The sequence below is a fragment of the Lysinibacillus sp. EB106-09-02-XG168 genome (genome assembly GCF_058791475.1).
Genome location: NZ_JBYTDN010000003.1, coordinates 4,327,092 through 4,344,316, shown reverse-complemented (window position 1 = coordinate 4,344,316; position 17,225 = coordinate 4,327,092). Strand labels below are relative to the sequence as shown.

Here is a 17,225-nt window from a genome sequence, read left to right as displayed (position 1 = left end):
TAATCATCGTGGATTCTCTTGATCCCTGTTGATTATTAGTCTTCACCATATGCGGGCAGTTAATCTCCCACTTAAATTCTAGTCTTTACTATAATTGTACTGATCGCTTTATTTTTAATGCAGATAAATTACTGCCTGTTAAAGCGGGATAAAATTTACCACACTGTCTATACTAGACAGTGTGGTATTCTTGTTGTTAGAGGTGATATAGATATGAACAATGAGGAACTTCAACATCTTGTTAGTCGAATATCATTAGATAGTTTCCGGAAGCCGTTTATGCATCGAGCATATTTTAATTCAAGGTTACGTTCAACTGGTGGACGTTATCTTTTGCAATCGCACAATATTGAAGTTAACCCAAAAGCCTACGAATTGTATGGTATTAGTGAAGTAGAAGGAATAGTTCGACACGAATTATGTCATTATCATTTACATTTGGAAGGCAAAGGGTATCAGCATCGAGACAAAGATTTTCGAGAGCTATTAGGAAAAGTGAATGCTCCTCGTTTTTGTGCAGTATTACAAATCCCTAAGACAGCTTCCAAAAAACAACGTCGACTGTATACATATACATGTGTAAAATGCCAACAATCATATGTAAGAAAAATAAGAATGAATGTGGAGAAATACTGCTGTAGCAAGTGTTTAGGGCGTTTAAAACTAATAGAATAAAAAAAATAGTAAAAAAGGGTTGACGTTTACTGCAGATGTCCCTATAATAGTAAAAGTCGACAAGATAACGACGACAAAACATGTGAATTATTCCGAAGTAGCTCAGTTGGTAGTAGCACCTGACTGTTAATCAGGTTGTCGCAGGTTCGAGTCCTGCCTTCGGAGCCATGGCCCCTTGGTCAAGTGGTTAAGACACCGCCCTTTCACGGCGGTAACACGGGTTCGAATCCCGTAGGGGTCATTTCATTATTTTAATTCATGAAGATATAGTAACGTTGGTCCCGTGGTGTAGCGGTTAACATGCCTGCCTGTCACGCAGGAGATCGCCGGTTCGATCCCGGTCGGGACCGCCACTTATTGGGGTATAGCCAAGCGGTAAGGCAACGGATTTTGATTCCGTCATGCCTAGGTTCGAATCCTAGTACCCCAGCCATTCATTTCTTAATACGAGCCATTAGCTCAGTTGGTAGAGCATCTGACTTTTAATCAGAGGGTCGAAGGTTCGAGTCCTTCATGGCTCATCTTTTTAAGAAAAAAAGTTGACTTTTTAGGTTATCATAGTATAATAAGAAAGTTACTAATTGAATGCGGTCGTGGCGGAACGGCAGACGCGCTAGGTTGAGGGCCTAGTGGGGGCAACCCCGTGGAGGTTCAAGTCCTCTCGGCCGCACCAAGTCAATTCATTAAATACATGCGCCCGTAGCTCAATTGGATAGAGCGTCTGACTACGGATCAGAAGGTTATGGGTTCGACTCCTGTCGGGCGCGCCATTTTAAATAAATATTATTCATATCGCGGGTGTAGTTTAATGGTAAAACCTCAGCCTTCCAAGCTGATGTCGTGAGTTCGATTCTCATCACCCGCTCCAAAAAACTTATTGACATTCATATTTTGATATAGTATGATGTAGAAGTTGTCGCTTAGAAGCGACATCATGAACCTTGAAAACTGAACAAGCAAAACGTAATCAATAAAGTTTTCAGTAGCTAACCTTGAGTTAGTGAACGAAACAAAAATTTGGACATCAAACATGATGCCAGCAAAACAATTTGAGCTAATCAAATTTCTTTTATGGAGAGTTTGATCCTGGCTCAGGACGAACGCTGGCGGCGTGCCTAATACATGCAAGTCGAGCGAACAGAGAAGGAGCTTGCTCCTTTGACGTTAGCGGCGGACGGGTGAGTAACACGTGGGCAACCTACCTTATAGTTTGGGATAACTCCGGGAAACCGGGGCTAATACCGAATAATCTATTTTACTTCATGGTGAAATACTAAAAGACGGTTTCGGCTGTCGCTATAAGATGGGCCCGCGGCGCATTAGCTAGTTGGTGAGGTAACGGCTCACCAAGGCGACGATGCGTAGCCGACCTGAGAGGGTGATCGGCCACACTGGGACTGAGACACGGCCCAGACTCCTACGGGAGGCAGCAGTAGGGAATCTTCCACAATGGGCGAAAGCCTGATGGAGCAACGCCGCGTGAGTGAAGAAGGTTTTCGGATCGTAAAACTCTGTTGTAAGGGAAGAACAAGTACAGTAGTAACTGGCTGTACCTTGACGGTACCTTATTAGAAAGCCACGGCTAACTACGTGCCAGCAGCCGCGGTAATACGTAGGTGGCAAGCGTTGTCCGGAATTATTGGGCGTAAAGCGCGCGCAGGCGGTCTTTTAAGTCTGATGTGAAAGCCCACGGCTCAACCGTGGAGGGTCATTGGAAACTGGGGGACTTGAGTGCAGAAGAGGAAAGTGGAATTCCAAGTGTAGCGGTGAAATGCGTAGAGATTTGGAGGAACACCAGTGGCGAAGGCGACTTTCTGGTCTGTAACTGACGCTGAGGCGCGAAAGCGTGGGGAGCAAACAGGATTAGATACCCTGGTAGTCCACGCCGTAAACGATGAGTGCTAAGTGTTAGGGGGTTTCCGCCCCTTAGTGCTGCAGCTAACGCATTAAGCACTCCGCCTGGGGAGTACGGTCGCAAGACTGAAACTCAAAGGAATTGACGGGGGCCCGCACAAGCGGTGGAGCATGTGGTTTAATTCGAAGCAACGCGAAGAACCTTACCAGGTCTTGACATCCCGTTGACCACTGTAGAGATATGGTTTTCCCTTCGGGGACAACGGTGACAGGTGGTGCATGGTTGTCGTCAGCTCGTGTCGTGAGATGTTGGGTTAAGTCCCGCAACGAGCGCAACCCTTGATCTTAGTTGCCATCATTTAGTTGGGCACTCTAAGGTGACTGCCGGTGACAAACCGGAGGAAGGTGGGGATGACGTCAAATCATCATGCCCCTTATGACCTGGGCTACACACGTGCTACAATGGACGATACAAACGGTTGCCAACTCGCGAGAGGGAGCTAATCCGATAAAGTCGTTCTCAGTTCGGATTGTAGGCTGCAACTCGCCTACATGAAGCCGGAATCGCTAGTAATCGCGGATCAGCATGCCGCGGTGAATACGTTCCCGGGCCTTGTACACACCGCCCGTCACACCACGAGAGTTTGTAACACCCGAAGTCGGTGGGGTAACCTTTTGGAGCCAGCCGCCGAAGGTGGGATAGATGATTGGGGTGAAGTCGTAACAAGGTAGCCGTATCGGAAGGTGCGGCTGGATCACCTCCTTTCTAAGGATATTTTCGGAATACAAACCTAGGGTTTGTAAGATTACGTTTTGCGTTCAGTTTTGAAGGTTCATTCTTAACGAATGAAATACTTCAAAACTTGTTCTTTGAAAACTGGATAAAACGACATTGAAATTGTAACAAACACATTTATTTTTTAAGTTTTTTTATAGGCTTAATAACGAATAAGGTTTCAAGACACGAGCAGTTCTAGGAAGCAATCGAGAGAAGGAAGGAGCGTACCTTTGTACGTGACTGACTGAACGAGTGAAGCTGACGACAAAATGCGATGTGTATTGAAAGCTGTAGGTTAAGTTATTAAGGGCGCACGGCGAATGCCTTGGCACTAGGAGCCGATGAAGGACGGCACTAACACCGATATGCTTCGGGGAGCTGTAAGTGAGCTTTGATCCGGAGATTTCCGAATGGGGGAACCCACTACGTTTAATCGCGTAGTATCTTGACGTGAATACATAGCGTCTTGAAGGCAGACCCAGGGAACTGAAACATCTAAGTACCTGGAGGAAGAGAAAGAAAAATCGATTCCCTGAGTAGCGGCGAGCGAAACGGGAAGAGCCCAAACCAAGAGGCTTGCCTCTTGGGGTTGTAGGACACTCTATACGGAGTTACAAAAGAGCGAGTTAGATGAAGCGACTTGGAAAGGTCCGCCAGAGCAGGTAAAAGCCCTGTAGTCGAAAGTTCGTTCTCTCCTGAGTGGATCCTGAGTACGGCGGAACACGTGAAATTCCGTCGGAATCCGGGAGGACCATCTCCCAAGGCTAAATACTACCTAGTGACCGATAGTGAACCAGTACCGTGAGGGAAAGGTGAAAAGCACCCCGGAAGGGGAGTGAAAGAGATCCTGAAACCGTGTGCCTACAAGTAGTTAGAGCCCGTTAATGGGTGATAGCGTGCCTTTTGTAGAATGAACCGGCGAGTTACGATTACGTGCGAGGTTAAGCTTTAGAAGGCGGAGCCGCAGCGAAAGCGAGTCTGAATAGGGCGAAATAGTACGTGGTCGTAGACCCGAAACCAGGTGATCTACCCATGTCCAGGGTGAAGGTGAGGTAACACTTACTGGAGGCCCGAACCCACGCACGTTGAAAAGTGCGGGGATGAGGTGTGGGTAGCGGAGAAATTCCAATCGAACTTGGAGATAGCTGGTTCTCTCCGAAATAGCTTTAGGGCTAGCCTCGTGATGAGAATACTGGAGGTAGAGCACTGTTTGGACTAGGGGGCCATCCCGGTTTACCGAATTCAGACAAACTCCGAATGCCAGATATTTATACACGGGAGTCAGACTGCGAGTGATAAGATCCGTAGTCAAAAGGGAAACAGCCCAGACCACCAGCTAAGGTCCCAAAGTAATCGTTAAGTGGAAAAGGATGTGGCGTTGCACAGACAACCAGGATGTTGGCTTAGAAGCAGCCATCATTTAAAGAGTGCGTAATAGCTCACTGGTCGAGTGACGCTGCGCCGAAAATGTATCGGGGCTAAACGATTCACCGAAGCTGTGGATTGACATCTACGATGTCAGTGGTAGGAGAGCGTTCTAAGTGCGTTGAAGTCAGATCGGAAGGACTGGTGGAGCGCTTAGAAGTGAGAATGCCGGTATGAGTAGCGAAAGACGGGTGAGAATCCCGTCCACCGTATGACTAAGGTTTCCTGAGGAAGGCTCGTCCGCTCAGGGTTAGTCGGGACCTAAGCCGAGGCCGATAGGCGTAGGCGATGGACAACAGGTTGATATTCCTGTACCACCTCCTCACCGTTTGAGAAATGGGGGGACGCAGTAGGATAGGGTAAGCGCGCTGTTGGATATGCGCGTCCAAGCAGTAAGGCGTGTGTGTAGGCAAATCCGCACACTGTAACGTTGAGCTGTGATGGCGAGTCCGTATGGACGAAGTTCCTGATTTCACACTGCCAAGAAAAGCCTCTATCGAGGTGAGAGGTGCCCGTACCGCAAACCGACACAGGTAGTCGAGGAGAGAATCCTAAGGTGTGCGAGAGAACTCTCGTTAAGGAACTCGGCAAAATGACCCCGTAACTTCGGGAGAAGGGGTGCTCTTGAGCGTGCAAGCGCATGAGAGCCGCAGTGAATAGGCCCAGGCGACTGTTTAGCAAAAACACAGGTCTCTGCAAAACCGTAAGGTGACGTATAGGGGCTGACGCCTGCCCGGTGCTGGAAGGTTAAGAGGAGTGGTTAGCGCAAGCGAAGCTGCGAATTGAAGCCCCAGTAAACGGCGGCCGTAACTATAACGGTCCTAAGGTAGCGAAATTCCTTGTCGGGTAAGTTCCGACCCGCACGAAAGGCGTAACGATCTGGGCACTGTCTCAACGAGAGACTCGGTGAAATTATAGTACCTGTGAAGATGCAGGTTACCCGCGACAGGACGGAAAGACCCCGTGGAGCTTTACTGTAGCCTGATATTGAATTTTGGTACAACTTGTACAGGATAGGTAGGAGCCAGAGATCTCGGAGCGCCAGCTTCGAAGGAGGCGTCGGTGGGATACTACCCTGGTTGTATTGAAATTCTAACCCATGCCCCTTAGCGGGGCAGGAGACAGTGTCAGGCGGACAGTTTGACTGGGGCGGTCGCCTCCTAAAAGGTAACGGAGGCGCCCAAAGGTTCCCTCAGAATGGTTGGAAATCATTCGTAGAGTGTAAAGGCACAAGGGAGCTTGACTGCGAGACCTACAAGTCGAGCAGGGTCGAAAGACGGGCTTAGTGATCCGGTGGTTCCGCATGGAAGGGCCATCGCTCAACGGATAAAAGCTACCCCGGGGATAACAGGCTTATCTCCCCCAAGAGTCCACATCGACGGGGAGGTTTGGCACCTCGATGTCGGCTCATCGCATCCTGGGGCTGTAGTCGGTCCCAAGGGTTGGGCTGTTCGCCCATTAAAGCGGTACGCGAGCTGGGTTCAGAACGTCGTGAGACAGTTCGGTCCCTATCCGTCGTGGGCGTAGGAAATTTGAGAGGAGCTGTCCTTAGTACGAGAGGACCGGGATGGACACACCGCTGGTGTACCAGTTGTCTTGCCAAAGGCATCGCTGGGTAGCTATGTGTGGACGGGATAAGTGCTGAAAGCATCTAAGCATGAAGCCCCCCTCAAGATGAGATTTCCCATTACGCAAGTAAGTAAGATCCCTCAAAGACGATGAGGTAGATAGGTTCGAGGTGGAAGTGTGGTGACACATGGAGCTGACGAATACTAATCGATCGAGGACTTAACCAAAATGTTTGAAACATTCAATGAACCGTTTATCCAGTTTTGAAAGAACAATTTCTTTCATATAGGTTTCAAGATACGAGTAGTTCGAGGAAGCGATGGAGAGAGGGAAGGAACGTACTCAAGTACGTGACTGACTGAACGACTGAAGCTGACGAAGAAATGCGACGTATATTGAAAGCCGAAAATAGTCTAGTGATGATGGCAAAGAGGTCACACCCGTTCCCATACCGAACACGGAAGTTAAGCTCTTTAGCGCCGATGGTAGTTGGGGGCTTCCCCCTGTGAGAGTAGGACGTCGCTAGGCAATGTAAACAGTCAGCTGTGTGCTGGCTGTTTTTTTATTATAGAAAAGAAATTAAAGCTGTTGACGATGAAACAATGTAAAGAGCAACTACAAAACATTAGTATTGTAGCTACTCTTTTATATTTACCTCCTTTCTTTTTTCAGCAAGAGTGTTTTCGTAGCAAAAGTGAAACATTAGTTACAAATATCTTTTGTATTGTAAGCATAGCGTCAGATACAAAACTTTCCTACTCTATAGATGGTGAGAGGAATGTGAATTTAAGCTGCTTTTCAGGAGGTGTTCAAACACCCCCTGAAATAGAGGAGCTCAGGCTAAAAATCCCACGCCTTGTGGCATTACCGAAATGACCGAATCGTGTCGACTCTCATGTTGTGCTGCCGCTTAGCTTTCACGCAAAAATCTGCAGGCATAAGCCAAAGCCAATCTTGCGTCGACATAATAGATATGCAAAGTCGATACGTAAAAGATAGAGAATATAAAAATAAAAATATATAAAAAAGTATTGCATACCTGAATTACATATGATATATTTATAAATGTCTTAAAGAGGTCCCGTGGTGTAGCGGTTAACATGCCTGCCTGTCACGCAGGAGATCGCCGGTTCGATCCCGGTCGGGACCGCCATTATAATTGATAATATAGTTCTTATGATGCTTTTAAATCATAAGAACTTTTTTTATTGTTATTATAAGGAAATTAGTGGATATGTATAATTTCTAAAAATATTATTTCTTGTATTCAATACAATTTAAGATGGAGGTGAACCCCTGCATAAAACAGACTAGGAAAGACCCTATAGTGCTTGTAGGGGGGAGCATTTGTAGAACTACAGTTGATGAAGAGTGACAGAAATAAAGAGCTGGGCAATAAATCTAACAAATAGGGCATTAACTATACAAATGACGATGATTATCGATTCCTCTCGTGTGAAAAAGATTTGGAGGTGTTACATGAGAAATTATTATTACATAAAACGTCTTAATATAAGCTTGATCATAGGTGCTGCTGTATTACTAGTAGGATGTGGAGATCCTATCTTAGATATTGAGGAATCCAATGCGTACCACTGGCAAAAAAATATGAATGAAACGGAATTTGAAAAAATAAAAGAAGGTATGACATATATGGAGGTAGTAAAAATTGCAGGGGGAGCAGGAGAAACATTGAAAAATGATCAATACCGCTGGAATGATGAAATACTTATGACAAAAGCTTACAATGTACAATTTAAAGATGATAAATTGGTTAAGAAAGAGATTAGTGAGATAAAGGGTAAAAAAAAATAAGCACTTCTTTCTATAAGCGTGTTGTCACTTCATTTTGCACATGTTTTAGTAGCGATAGCTATAATTACACCAAAGCATGATTGTTTTAGGCTGTTGATGAATGCTTTCTTGCATAAGTTGTATAGTAGTGACGTTGAAATGTTCTTTTTTTCTCTAGCAATCTACATGGATAGGTTTGCCTTGTATAAAAAATAGGCAAACCTGCCCTCATGCCAAAGCACAAAGCTAATTCCAGAATCAATTATGCAGAGGCATAATTGATTAGTAGTTTCACCTTTTCGACTCATCCTATGATGAGCATCAACTCGGAGTGAATATTACTTTTGTTAATTCGATATACAGTAATTTATATTTTTTTGTCGACAAGCTGCAACAATTACGCTAAGGTGTAATTGTTTTTTTTAAAATCCATTGGATGCTTTGAACATTTACGCTTGTTTCGGTAAACTAGAAGTAATGGAGCTAGGAGAGGAAAAAGAGATGATGTATGAAAAAATAATGAATTCACTTGATGATACTGAGCATTTTGCGCTGAAGCTAGCAAGCTTACTAGAAGCCCAGGATACAATTACATTAGAGGGTGATTTGGGCGCTGGCAAGACGACATTTACGAAAGCATTAGCGAAGGGGCTTGGCGTGAAGAGAACAGTCAATAGCCCGACGTTTACGATTGTAAAGCAATATGAGGGGCGTTTACCATTTAATCATTTAGATGTTTATCGTTTAGCAGAAAGCGATGAAGACCTTGGATGGGACGAGCTATTTTATGGTGATGCGGTGTCAGTTGTCGAGTGGGCTCATTTGATTGAACAAGATTTACCACAGGAGCGCCTTGCGATAGAAATTTACCGAATGGGAGAAAATCAACGACGATTTGTATTAACACCTCTTGGAAAGCGATATGAGGCATTATGTGAGGAGCTAATGAAATGATTTGGTTAGGGATTGAAACAGCGAATGCACCACTTTCTATTGCTGTAATAAGGGATGGTAAAGTGGTCGCAGAGATTGTACAAAATATAAAATTAACGCATTCGGCTGGTGCTATGCCAGCCATTGAAGAAGTGCTAGCAAACGCTGGCATAAAGCCAAGCGAGTTGGATGCGATTGCTGTATCAGAAGGACCTGGTTCTTATACAGGTGTACGAATAGGTGTGACGCTTGCAAAAACATTAGCATGGACATTGAAAAAGCCTTTAGTTGGAATATCTAGCTTAAAGTCATTGGCCGCAAATGCAGCACTATATGATGGGTTTATTTGTCCTATTTTCGATGCGCGAAGAGGCAATGTTTATACGGCCGTTTATAAAGGTCGTGAGCTTGAAACAATTATAGATGATTATCACGATCATATTGATGGCTTATTAGAGCGTTTACAGGCGTTAGAGGCACCGATTTTATTTGTTGGAGTAGATGTGGATGTTTTTTGGCATAAAATCGTAGAGGTGCTAGGTGACTATGCTCAACGCATACCGTTTAGTCAGGACTTGCCAAGAGCAAGTGAAACAGTTCGATTAGCGACGAAAGTGGAGCTACCAAGTGTGGATGCTGTTCATCATTTTGTCCCGCAATACAAACGTATTGCAGAGGCGGAGGCGAATTGGCTGAAGGAACAAAAGGAGAAGGCACATGAGTAGTAATGTAATATTTCGTAAAATGGTATCTGAAGATGTCCCAGTAGTGTATGAAATTGAGCTTGCTACATTTTCTACGCCATGGACGTTAGACTCTTTTTATTATGAAGTGCATGAAAATCGGTATGCACATTATGTGCTAGCTATAGATGAATATAATAACATTATCGGTTTTTGTGGAATGTGGATGGTTATAGACGCAGCGCAAATTACGAACGTAGCCGTTATAGATGCTGCTCGCGGTCGCGGAATTGGTGAAGGATTAATGCGAGAGGCAATGCGTATTGCGAAAGACCATAGTATGGAAGTCATGAGTTTAGAGGTACGAGTGACAAATACAGTTGCTCAAAATCTTTATCGAAAGCTTGATTTCCAAGACGGTGGCATACGTAAAGGCTATTATACAGATAACGGGGAGGATGCCCTTGTCATGTGGGTGAATTTATGATGGAAGATCGAATTATATTAGCAATAGAATCGAGCTGTGATGAAACAGCAGCGGCGATTATTCGAAATGGCTCTGAAATTGTTTCAAATGTGGTTGCATCTCAAATAGAAAGTCATAAACGATTTGGTGGGGTTGTACCTGAAATTGCATCTCGCCATCATGTTGAGCAAATTACGGTGGTCATTGAAGAAGCATTAGCACAAGCAAATATGAAGTCAACTGATTTAGACGCTGTGGCAGTTACTGAAGGTCCTGGTCTTGTAGGTGCATTGTTAATTGGGATTAATGCAGCGAAGGCTTTTGCATTTGCCAATGATTTACCGATAATCGGTGTGCATCATATAGCTGGACATATATATGCCAATGCACTCGTGCAGCCCATGGAATTTCCATTATTAGCACTAGTTGTATCAGGTGGACATACAGAGCTAGTTTATATGAAAGAACATGGCTCTTTTGAAGTCATTGGTGAGACAAGAGATGATGCAGCTGGTGAAGCTTATGATAAGGTTGCACGTGTTTTAGGCTTACCGTATCCAGGTGGTCCACGTATTGACAAGCTAGCACACGAGGGAGATGAGGCCGTAACCTTCCCACGAGTGTGGTTAGAGGAAGATTCTTATGATTTTAGCTTTAGCGGTTTAAAATCAGCCGTTATTAATTATAAGCATAATATGGATCAGCGTGGAGAAGAGATTTCTCCGACTGCCGTAGCCAAAGGATTTCAGGATAGCGTAGTTGAAGTGCTAACAGCTAAAACATTACGGGCAGCACGTGAATATAAAGTGAAACAAGTTATTGCAGCTGGAGGTGTAGCTGCAAATAAGGGCTTACGTACATCACTTGAGTCTGTATTTGCGGAAGAAGGTATCCCGTTGTATGTACCGCCATTAAAGCTGTGTACAGATAATGCCGCTATGATAGGGGCAGCAGCAACACCTATGTTTGAAACGAATATTCGAGGCAATTTATCAATGAACGGTCGCCCTGGAATGGAGTTAAAATCCTGGGTGTAAATTCTTTCACTATAGAGAAAGAGGTGTTTTAGATTTAATTCTAAAAACATCTCTTTTTTGCTTTTGTGAAAAAAATGTTGAGAAAACAGTGGACATAAGAAAATATAAAGCCGATTAGTTGACAAATTTTTCAGAAAATTATCCACAGGCAAGGAGAAAATAAAAGAGCGAACATCCGTACTTATGCACAAAATGTTGATAACTTGTGCATAACTTGTGATTATTCAATATATAGTAGCCTGTTTTGCACAGAAACATGTGAATAAAATATTTTTGAATTGTGGACAATGTGGAAAAGTCTGTTGATATGTTGGTATTACTAGATTTATAGTGTGTATAAAGTTGTGGGCATTTTTTGTCGAAAAATAGCACTTGACCAATATATATGAAAAATGAAGACGAGTAAAGTAAAAAGCCATGCGACAAGGCACATGGCTTTACAATACTCCCACCGTAAAGAAAGAAGTTTGGTAGGGGATGTTATAAGGTGATATTTTCAAGTTCTTCACTTAGCTCAAGCCATTCCATTTCAAATAACTCGTACTGTTCTTTAGAAGTGGATAAATCATCCTGGAGCTGTGTTATTTTTTCGTGGTCTGTGAAAATCTCAGGATCGCAAAGAGCTTCCTCTAAGCGAGCTATTTCAAGGTTTTCTTGCTGCATTTTCCCTTCTAGTTCCTCAAGCGTGCGTCTTATTTGACGTTCTCGTTTTTTAGCCTCTTTATCAATTTTAGAGGTAGAGATCTTCTCAGGTACATCAGCTTGAGCGTGCGGTTGAGCAGCAGCCTTCATTTGGGCGATTTCTAGTAGCTCTTGTTTTTTCTCAAGATAATAATCATAGTCACCTAAGTACTCAAAGGAACCATCACCAGACAGTTCGATTACTTTAGTAGCGATTCGATTGATAAAATATCGGTCATGCGATACGAATAAGAGCGTTCCGGGATAATCAATAAGTGCGTTTTCCAGTATCTCTTTACTATCTAAGTCTAAGTGATTGGTAGGCTCATCAAGAATTAAGAGATTTGCCTTTTGCATCATCAACTTAGCTAATGCAAGTCTAGCCTTTTCTCCACCAGATAAAGACGACACGGTTTTATCTACATCAACTCCACTGAATAAGAAACGGCCTAGCACTGTACGAATATCTTTTTCATTCATTAAAGGCCATTCATCCCATAGCTCTTTTAGAACACTTTTATTGCTCGATAGCTTTGCCTGCTCTTGATCATAATAACCAATTTGAACATTTGTACCATAGCGAATCTCTCCAGTGAATGGTAGCAAATCTTTGACAATGGTTTTTAATAAAGTGGATTTACCAACACCATTTGGTCCAACAAGTGCAATGCGATCTTCTCGGAAAGTGCGTAGTGTGATGCCGTTTGATATTTTCTTATCACCATAACCTATCGTTAAGTCATCGATAGATAATACATCGTTACCACTTTGACGTTCAATTGTAAAACCGAAGCTCGCTGACTTTTCTTCACCTTCAGGAGAGTCCATCCATTCTGTTCGTTCGAGCATTTTACGACGACTTTGTGCCATTTTTGTAGTAGAAGCACGAGCAATATTTTTTTGAATAAATTCCTCAAGCTTGGCTTTTTCATCTTGCTGACGTTCATATAGCTTCAAATCACGCTCATAATTTTTCGCTTTCTCATCTAAATAGGCACTATAATTGCCTGTATATTTTGTGACGCGATGACGAGATACTTCGTAGACAATGGAAACAACCTGGTCTAAGAAGTAGCGGTCATGGGAAACAATTAGAATAGCCCCTTCATAACCCTTTAAATATGATTCCAACCAAGAGAGGGTTTCAATATCTAAATGGTTAGTAGGTTCATCAAGTATTAATAGGTCAGGCTTACTTAAAAGAAGCTTAGCAAGTGCTAACCGAGTCCGTTGTCCTCCTGATAGTGAGCTAATTGACTTTTGGTAATCCTCAGGATAAAACTGCATGCCATGGAGCACAGAACGAGTATCCGATTCATATTGATAGCCACCCGCATCCTTAAAATTATGCTGTAAATGATCGTATTCAGACATTATTTTTGCATATAAAGTAGGATTTTCATAAACAGCTGGGTCGGCCATTTGTTGTTCTAATGATCGTAGGGTTAGTTCTTGGGCAATAAGCGGCTCAAAAATTGTCATCATTTCATCCCAAATCGACAATGTTGAGTTTAAACCAGCATGCTGCTCTAAGTATCCAATTTGTATACCTTTCGGGATAATAATATCGCCAGAGTCATAGGACATTTGACCAGCAATAATTTTAAGTAAAGTGGATTTACCAGCACCGTTACGACCTACTAATGCAACTCGGTCACGATGTTGAACTTCTAATTTTACACCGCTTAAAATTTCATCTGCAAGGAAGGATTTATATAGTTGATTGACCTGTAAAACAATCATTCTTGACACCTCAATTCTTCCTTAGTGTAATGGATGAGCGATTGGCTTGCAATGTCGATGCTTTACTTATTCCAAGCTGTCATGTAAGATTGAAACGATTTCCCTTTAGTTAGTGGCGTAAAAGCGCCATTAACTAAAGGGAAATCCTCCAGTGAATATTATAAACTTAGAAATATAAAGTCTGTATCATAAATAGAACTTGATACATTTTAAGGAGGAAAAAGTTTGAAACAAGAATTGAAAATTCCACAAGCCACTACGAAAAGACTTCCTCTTTACTATCGTTTTATCCAAAACTTTGCACAAGAAGGCATGGAACGCATTTCGTCGAAGGAACTAAGTGAAGCGATGAAAATTGATTCTGCAACTATTCGCCGAGATTTTTCTTATTTTGGTGCTCTTGGGAAAAAGGGATATGGCTATGATGTGCAGCATCTCTTACAATTTTTTAGTCAAACGCTCGATCAACATGAAGCGACAAAGGTTGCGTTAATTGGTGTAGGGAATTTAGGTAGTGCATTATTAAAATATAATTTTCAAAAAAACCACAATACTCATATCGTTGTTGCATTTGACTCGAAGGCCCCAAAAGAAGGGAAGATGATTAGCAATATTCCTGTTTTTCACCCTGACTTATTGGAAGAAAAATATGCGGAATACGGAGCGGAGCTTGCAATTTTAACAGTTTCACCACGCTCTGCACAGAAAATGGCTGATAGATTAGCAGTGATGAACGCAAAAGGAATTTTGAACTTTACGCCAGAGCGTATTACTGTACCAGATAAAATGCAACTTTTAACAATCGATTTATCGGTAGAGTTGCAGGCGCTTATTTATTTAATTCGTAATCAGGAAGAGTGATCAAGGTACATAATTTAACTTCTTTCAGCAGGTGTACATACGCCAGTTGAAAGAAGTTAAAGCCTTAGGACGCAATTAGACCGAGGCATAATTGATAGAATAGCTCACAGTTTCTGTTGAATGGAAGTAAGTATAAAATTGAGAGAATGACGAAAAACTTTCACATATAATTAGTTAGCAAAATGGCGAAATATGCGTTAAAATGATGGATATAAAGAGGAGGTGGCTTTAATGGGTGGTATTGGTCCTATGAGCCTCATTATTATCGGAATTGTCGCATTACTAATTTTTGGTCCTAAGAAGTTACCAGAGCTTGGTAAAGCATTTGGTTCAACATTACGTGAATTCAAAAATGCTACTAAAGGTTTAGCCGACGAAGATGATGATGACAAGAAAAAGAAAGAATTAGATAAGTAAGTTAGGATGTTTGAGGAATGAATCCAAGAGATCTAACTGTCATTGAACATATAGAAGAATTAAGAAAACGGCTTTTCATTGTTGCCGTTTTCTTTGTTCTAGCTATGGCTGGTGGCTTCTTTGTTGCAAAGCCGCTTGTTAAATACCTTCAAAGTACTGGAGCGAATTACAATATAGAGCTCCATGCATTTGATGTAGTAACACCACTTGCAATTTATATCCAAGTCGTTTTTTTAATAGCATTTATCCTATCTTCACCGGTATTGATGTATCAATTGTGGTCTTTTATTAGCCCAGGATTAAGGGACGTAGAACGAAAGGCAACTTTAAGCTATATACCGTATTCATTTTTATTGTTTTTAGCAGGGCTGTCTTTTTCATACTTTTTACTATTCCCTTATGTCATAAAGTTTATGATGAATTTATCAAACGATTTAGAAATTCAACAAACAATTGGCATACATGAATATTTTTCGTTTTTATTTAAGCTTACAATACCTTTTGGTTTCCTTTTCCAATTACCGATTGTAGTCTTGTTCTTTTCACGTATTGGGATTCTATCTCCTGAGTTACTAATTCGTATTCGTAAGTATTCATACTTTGGCTTATTTGTATGTGCTGCACTAATCGCGCCACCTGAATTAGCTTCGCACTTAATGGTTTCAGTACCGTTGTTTGTTCTTTATGAAATTAGCATTATGATTTCTCGTGTTGGCTATAAGAAATACTTAAAATCAGAGGAAATGCGAATGAAGGAAGAACAAGAAGCTGAGCAAAAACGCCAGATTGAAGAGGCACTTGAACAGCAGAGACGTCAAATCGAAGAATTGAATCAATAATAATAGAAGCTCGATGCTAATTAGTAGCATCGAGCTTTTTCGTCGTGATAGATAAAGCTTAAATTTAACTTCTTTCAGCGGGTGTTCAAACACCCGCTGATTTTTATTGCATTTTTTCTAGTTCTTGAAGAAACTTTTGTAATGGTTCTGCATACACTTGTACAAGTGTCACAAAACCGTTCAGCATGACATGGGCGATAATGGACGTCCAAATACGTTTTGTTTTGTGATATAAGAAGGCAAAGATCAATCCACAAATTGTATAAAGCAAGATATGTGAGAAGTCCATATGAATAAGGGCAAAGAAAATGGCGCTTACTATACCGGCTATCCAGAAATTAGTTGTTTGGACAAGCGATCCGAAAATAACACGACGGAAGACAAACTCTTCTAATATTGGTCCAAAAACAACTATCGCTAATATCGCAATAGGAGCACCTTTTGCAATACCCACAATATCAGCTGTGTTTTGCGATCCGCCTTGGATACCGAATATAGCCATTTCGATCGCTGCGCCAATCATTTGGCCAAAGAAAACTAAGAAGAAACCAATAATTCCCCACATAATTGACAGTGGTATCGTTTCTTTCTTCCCTTTATAAATTTCCCAAAATGCTTTATCGCGAGATGTTAGGATTAAGCTTAGTATTAACGCAATGGCAAAGCTAAGTGCAATATACCAGCCTTGCGTAAGCGGAGCAGCTTGCTCGCTAGGTAAACCAGTTGTACTCATAACAAGCTTGTGAAACGGTTTTGCTAGCAATATACCTGATAAATGCATGACGATATAAATCACTAAAACATAAAGGGCTGTTTTTTTATGCTTATTTATTTTTGTAGAATTGTTCACAGTCAAAATCCTTTCCATTCAGTATGCTACCTTTCTATTGTAGAGGAATATGGAAAGAAAACAAAATTTTTCGAAGTTCTGACTTGCAAAAAAAAGTGTGATTGATTATCATAAGAATTGTGTTAGCACTCGTATGAGTAGAGTGCTAATAGACTTAATCTAATACTTAATTAATAGGAGGTTGTTTCACTTGTTAAGACCACTAGGAGATCGTATTGTAATCGAACTAATCGAGGTAGAAGAAAAATCTGCATTCGGTATTGTACTGCCAGACTCTGCAAAAGAAAAGCCACAAGAAGGTAAAATTGTAGCAGTTGGGACAGGTCGTATATTAGAGAACGGACAACGTGTAGAGCTTGACGTTAAAGTTGACGACCGCATTATTTTCTCTAAATACTCAGGTACAGAAGTTAAATATGAAGGTAATGAATACCTAATTTTACGCGAAAGCGATATTCTTGCAATTATTGAATAAGTTCATACTTTTTTAGTTTATTAAAGTTAATACCTTTAGTGATTGTCACAGATAAACATATGAATGGGTGACAATGACGGTATGGCGAAATTTTTATAAATATATTGATGAAGCTTAACGAATATTCCATTTCAGGAGGGTAAAT

At 41.8% G+C, this 17,225-nt stretch carries 12 protein-coding genes, 9 tRNA genes and 3 rRNA genes; 22 read left to right on the top strand and 2 right to left on the bottom strand.

From position 1 onward, the window contains the following. Positions 1-213 precede the first annotated feature (213 nt). The 18 genes from AC3WSO_RS22010 (at position 214) to tsaD (ending at position 11,214) form a co-directional block, all read left to right on the top strand. Positions 214-675: a SprT family protein gene (locus AC3WSO_RS22010; RefSeq protein ID WP_492533653.1), complete on the top strand. Its 462-nt coding sequence runs from the start codon at positions 214-216 to the stop codon at positions 673-675. A gap of 91 nt (positions 676-766) precedes the next feature. Continuing rightward, a tRNA-Asn gene (locus AC3WSO_RS22005) sits at positions 767-843 on the top strand. Between the two features lies 1 nt (position 844). Then, a tRNA-Glu gene (locus AC3WSO_RS22000) sits at positions 845-916 on the top strand. A 36-nt stretch (positions 917-952) separates the two neighbouring features. Next, positions 953-1,028, top strand: a tRNA-Asp gene (locus tag AC3WSO_RS21995). 5 nt (positions 1,029-1,033) lie between these two features. Next, a tRNA-Gln gene (locus AC3WSO_RS21990) sits at positions 1,034-1,108 on the top strand. A 15-nt stretch (positions 1,109-1,123) separates the two neighbouring features. Then, positions 1,124-1,196, top strand: a tRNA-Lys gene (locus tag AC3WSO_RS21985). 66 nt (positions 1,197-1,262) lie between these two features. Then, positions 1,263-1,348, top strand: a tRNA-Leu gene (locus AC3WSO_RS21980). 20 nt (positions 1,349-1,368) lie between these two features. Then, positions 1,369-1,445 (top strand) — tRNA-Arg (locus AC3WSO_RS21975). 24 nt (positions 1,446-1,469) lie between these two features. After that, positions 1,470-1,543 (top strand) — tRNA-Gly (locus tag AC3WSO_RS21970). A gap of 200 nt (positions 1,544-1,743) precedes the next feature. Further along, positions 1,744-3,295 (top strand): 16S ribosomal RNA (locus AC3WSO_RS21965). A 305-nt stretch (positions 3,296-3,600) separates the two neighbouring features. Continuing rightward, a 23S ribosomal RNA gene (locus AC3WSO_RS21960) occupies positions 3,601-6,528 on the top strand. A gap of 185 nt (positions 6,529-6,713) precedes the next feature. After that, positions 6,714-6,829 (top strand): 5S ribosomal RNA (rrf, locus tag AC3WSO_RS21955). The 16S, 23S and 5S rRNA genes sit together here with 8 tRNA genes alongside, the layout of an rRNA operon. A gap of 549 nt (positions 6,830-7,378) precedes the next feature. Continuing rightward, positions 7,379-7,454: transfer RNA gene (locus AC3WSO_RS21950), tRNA-Asp, on the top strand. A gap of 326 nt (positions 7,455-7,780) precedes the next feature. Then, a complete protein-coding gene (locus tag AC3WSO_RS21945; RefSeq protein ID WP_492533651.1) occupies positions 7,781-8,116 on the top strand; it encodes a hypothetical protein in 336 nt (111 codons plus the stop codon). 483 nt (positions 8,117-8,599) lie between these two features. After that, positions 8,600-9,049: a tRNA (adenosine(37)-N6)-threonylcarbamoyltransferase complex ATPase subunit type 1 TsaE gene (gene tsaE / locus AC3WSO_RS21940; RefSeq protein ID WP_492534456.1), complete on the top strand. Its 450-nt coding sequence runs from the start codon at positions 8,600-8,602 to the stop codon at positions 9,047-9,049. Continuing rightward, a complete protein-coding gene (gene tsaB, locus AC3WSO_RS21935) occupies positions 9,046-9,753 on the top strand; it encodes a tRNA (adenosine(37)-N6)-threonylcarbamoyltransferase complex dimerization subunit type 1 TsaB (protein WP_492533650.1) in 708 nt (235 codons plus the stop codon). Before tsaE ends, tsaB begins: the two co-directional genes overlap by 4 nt. Continuing rightward, a complete protein-coding gene (gene rimI / locus AC3WSO_RS21930; protein WP_492533648.1) occupies positions 9,746-10,198 on the top strand; it encodes a ribosomal protein S18-alanine N-acetyltransferase in 453 nt (150 codons plus the stop codon). Before tsaB ends, rimI begins: the two co-directional genes overlap by 8 nt. Then, the gene (tsaD, locus tag AC3WSO_RS21925; RefSeq protein ID WP_492533647.1) at positions 10,195-11,214 is read left to right on the top strand and encodes a tRNA (adenosine(37)-N6)-threonylcarbamoyltransferase complex transferase subunit TsaD; all 1,020 of its coding nucleotides are present in this window, start codon (positions 10,195-10,197) and stop codon (positions 11,212-11,214) included. The genes rimI and tsaD overlap by 4 nt, the downstream gene beginning before the upstream one ends. A gap of 480 nt (positions 11,215-11,694) precedes the next feature. Here tsaD and AC3WSO_RS21920 read toward each other — a convergent pair whose 3' ends face one another. Beyond that, positions 11,695-13,638 carry an ABC transporter ATP-binding protein gene (locus tag AC3WSO_RS21920; protein WP_492534454.1) on the bottom strand — a complete coding sequence of 648 codons (1,944 nt, stop codon included), beginning with the start codon at positions 13,636-13,638 and terminating at the stop codon, positions 11,695-11,697. A gap of 225 nt (positions 13,639-13,863) precedes the next feature. On the opposite strand from AC3WSO_RS21920, the gene AC3WSO_RS21915 reads away from it, so the two are divergent. The 3 genes from AC3WSO_RS21915 to tatC all read left to right on the top strand — a co-directional run bounded on the left by AC3WSO_RS21915 (position 13,864) and on the right by tatC (position 15,755). After that, complete coding sequence (locus AC3WSO_RS21915) at positions 13,864-14,499, top strand: redox-sensing transcriptional repressor Rex (protein ID WP_079563611.1); 636 nt, start codon at positions 13,864-13,866, stop codon at positions 14,497-14,499. Positions 14,500-14,730: 231 nt separating this feature from the next. Continuing rightward, a complete protein-coding gene (locus tag AC3WSO_RS21910; RefSeq protein ID WP_010857065.1) occupies positions 14,731-14,916 on the top strand; it encodes a twin-arginine translocase TatA/TatE family subunit in 186 nt (61 codons plus the stop codon). Positions 14,917-14,933: 17 nt separating this feature from the next. Further along, positions 14,934-15,755, top strand: a complete 822-nt coding sequence (gene tatC, locus AC3WSO_RS21905; protein ID WP_492533645.1) for a twin-arginine translocase subunit TatC — start codon at positions 14,934-14,936, stop codon at positions 15,753-15,755. A gap of 103 nt (positions 15,756-15,858) precedes the next feature. Here tatC and AC3WSO_RS21900 read toward each other — a convergent pair whose 3' ends face one another. Continuing rightward, positions 15,859-16,623 (bottom strand): CPBP family intramembrane glutamic endopeptidase, encoded by a 765-nt coding sequence (locus AC3WSO_RS21900; protein ID WP_492533643.1) that lies wholly within the window; start codon positions 16,621-16,623, stop codon positions 15,859-15,861. A gap of 172 nt (positions 16,624-16,795) precedes the next feature. Here AC3WSO_RS21900 and groES point away from each other — a divergent pair, with 172 nt between their 5' ends. Further along, a complete protein-coding gene (groES, locus tag AC3WSO_RS21895) occupies positions 16,796-17,080 on the top strand; it encodes a co-chaperone GroES (RefSeq protein WP_079563614.1) in 285 nt (94 codons plus the stop codon). The last annotated feature ends 145 nt before the right edge of the window (positions 17,081-17,225 follow it).

Coding starts and splice junctions, on each gene's coding strand:
- AC3WSO_RS21945 (WP_492533651.1), top strand. CDS start 7,781: ATGAGAAATTATTATTACATAAAACGTCTTAATATAAGCTTGATCATA.
- AC3WSO_RS22010 (WP_492533653.1), top strand. CDS start 214: ATGAACAATGAGGAACTTCAACATCTTGTTAGTCGAATATCATTAGAT.
- AC3WSO_RS21910 (WP_010857065.1), top strand. CDS start 14,731: ATGGGTGGTATTGGTCCTATGAGCCTCATTATTATCGGAATTGTCGCA.
- tsaD (WP_492533647.1), top strand. CDS start 10,195: ATGATGGAAGATCGAATTATATTAGCAATAGAATCGAGCTGTGATGAA.
- AC3WSO_RS21900 (WP_492533643.1), bottom strand. CDS start 16,623: ATGGAAAGGATTTTGACTGTGAACAATTCTACAAAAATAAATAAGCAT.
- AC3WSO_RS21920 (WP_492534454.1), bottom strand. CDS start 13,638: ATGATTGTTTTACAGGTCAATCAACTATATAAATCCTTCCTTGCAGAT.
- tsaE (WP_492534456.1), top strand. CDS start 8,600: ATGTATGAAAAAATAATGAATTCACTTGATGATACTGAGCATTTTGCG.
- tatC (WP_492533645.1), top strand. CDS start 14,934: ATGAATCCAAGAGATCTAACTGTCATTGAACATATAGAAGAATTAAGA.
- rimI (WP_492533648.1), top strand. CDS start 9,746: ATGAGTAGTAATGTAATATTTCGTAAAATGGTATCTGAAGATGTCCCA.
- tsaB (WP_492533650.1), top strand. CDS start 9,046: ATGATTTGGTTAGGGATTGAAACAGCGAATGCACCACTTTCTATTGCT.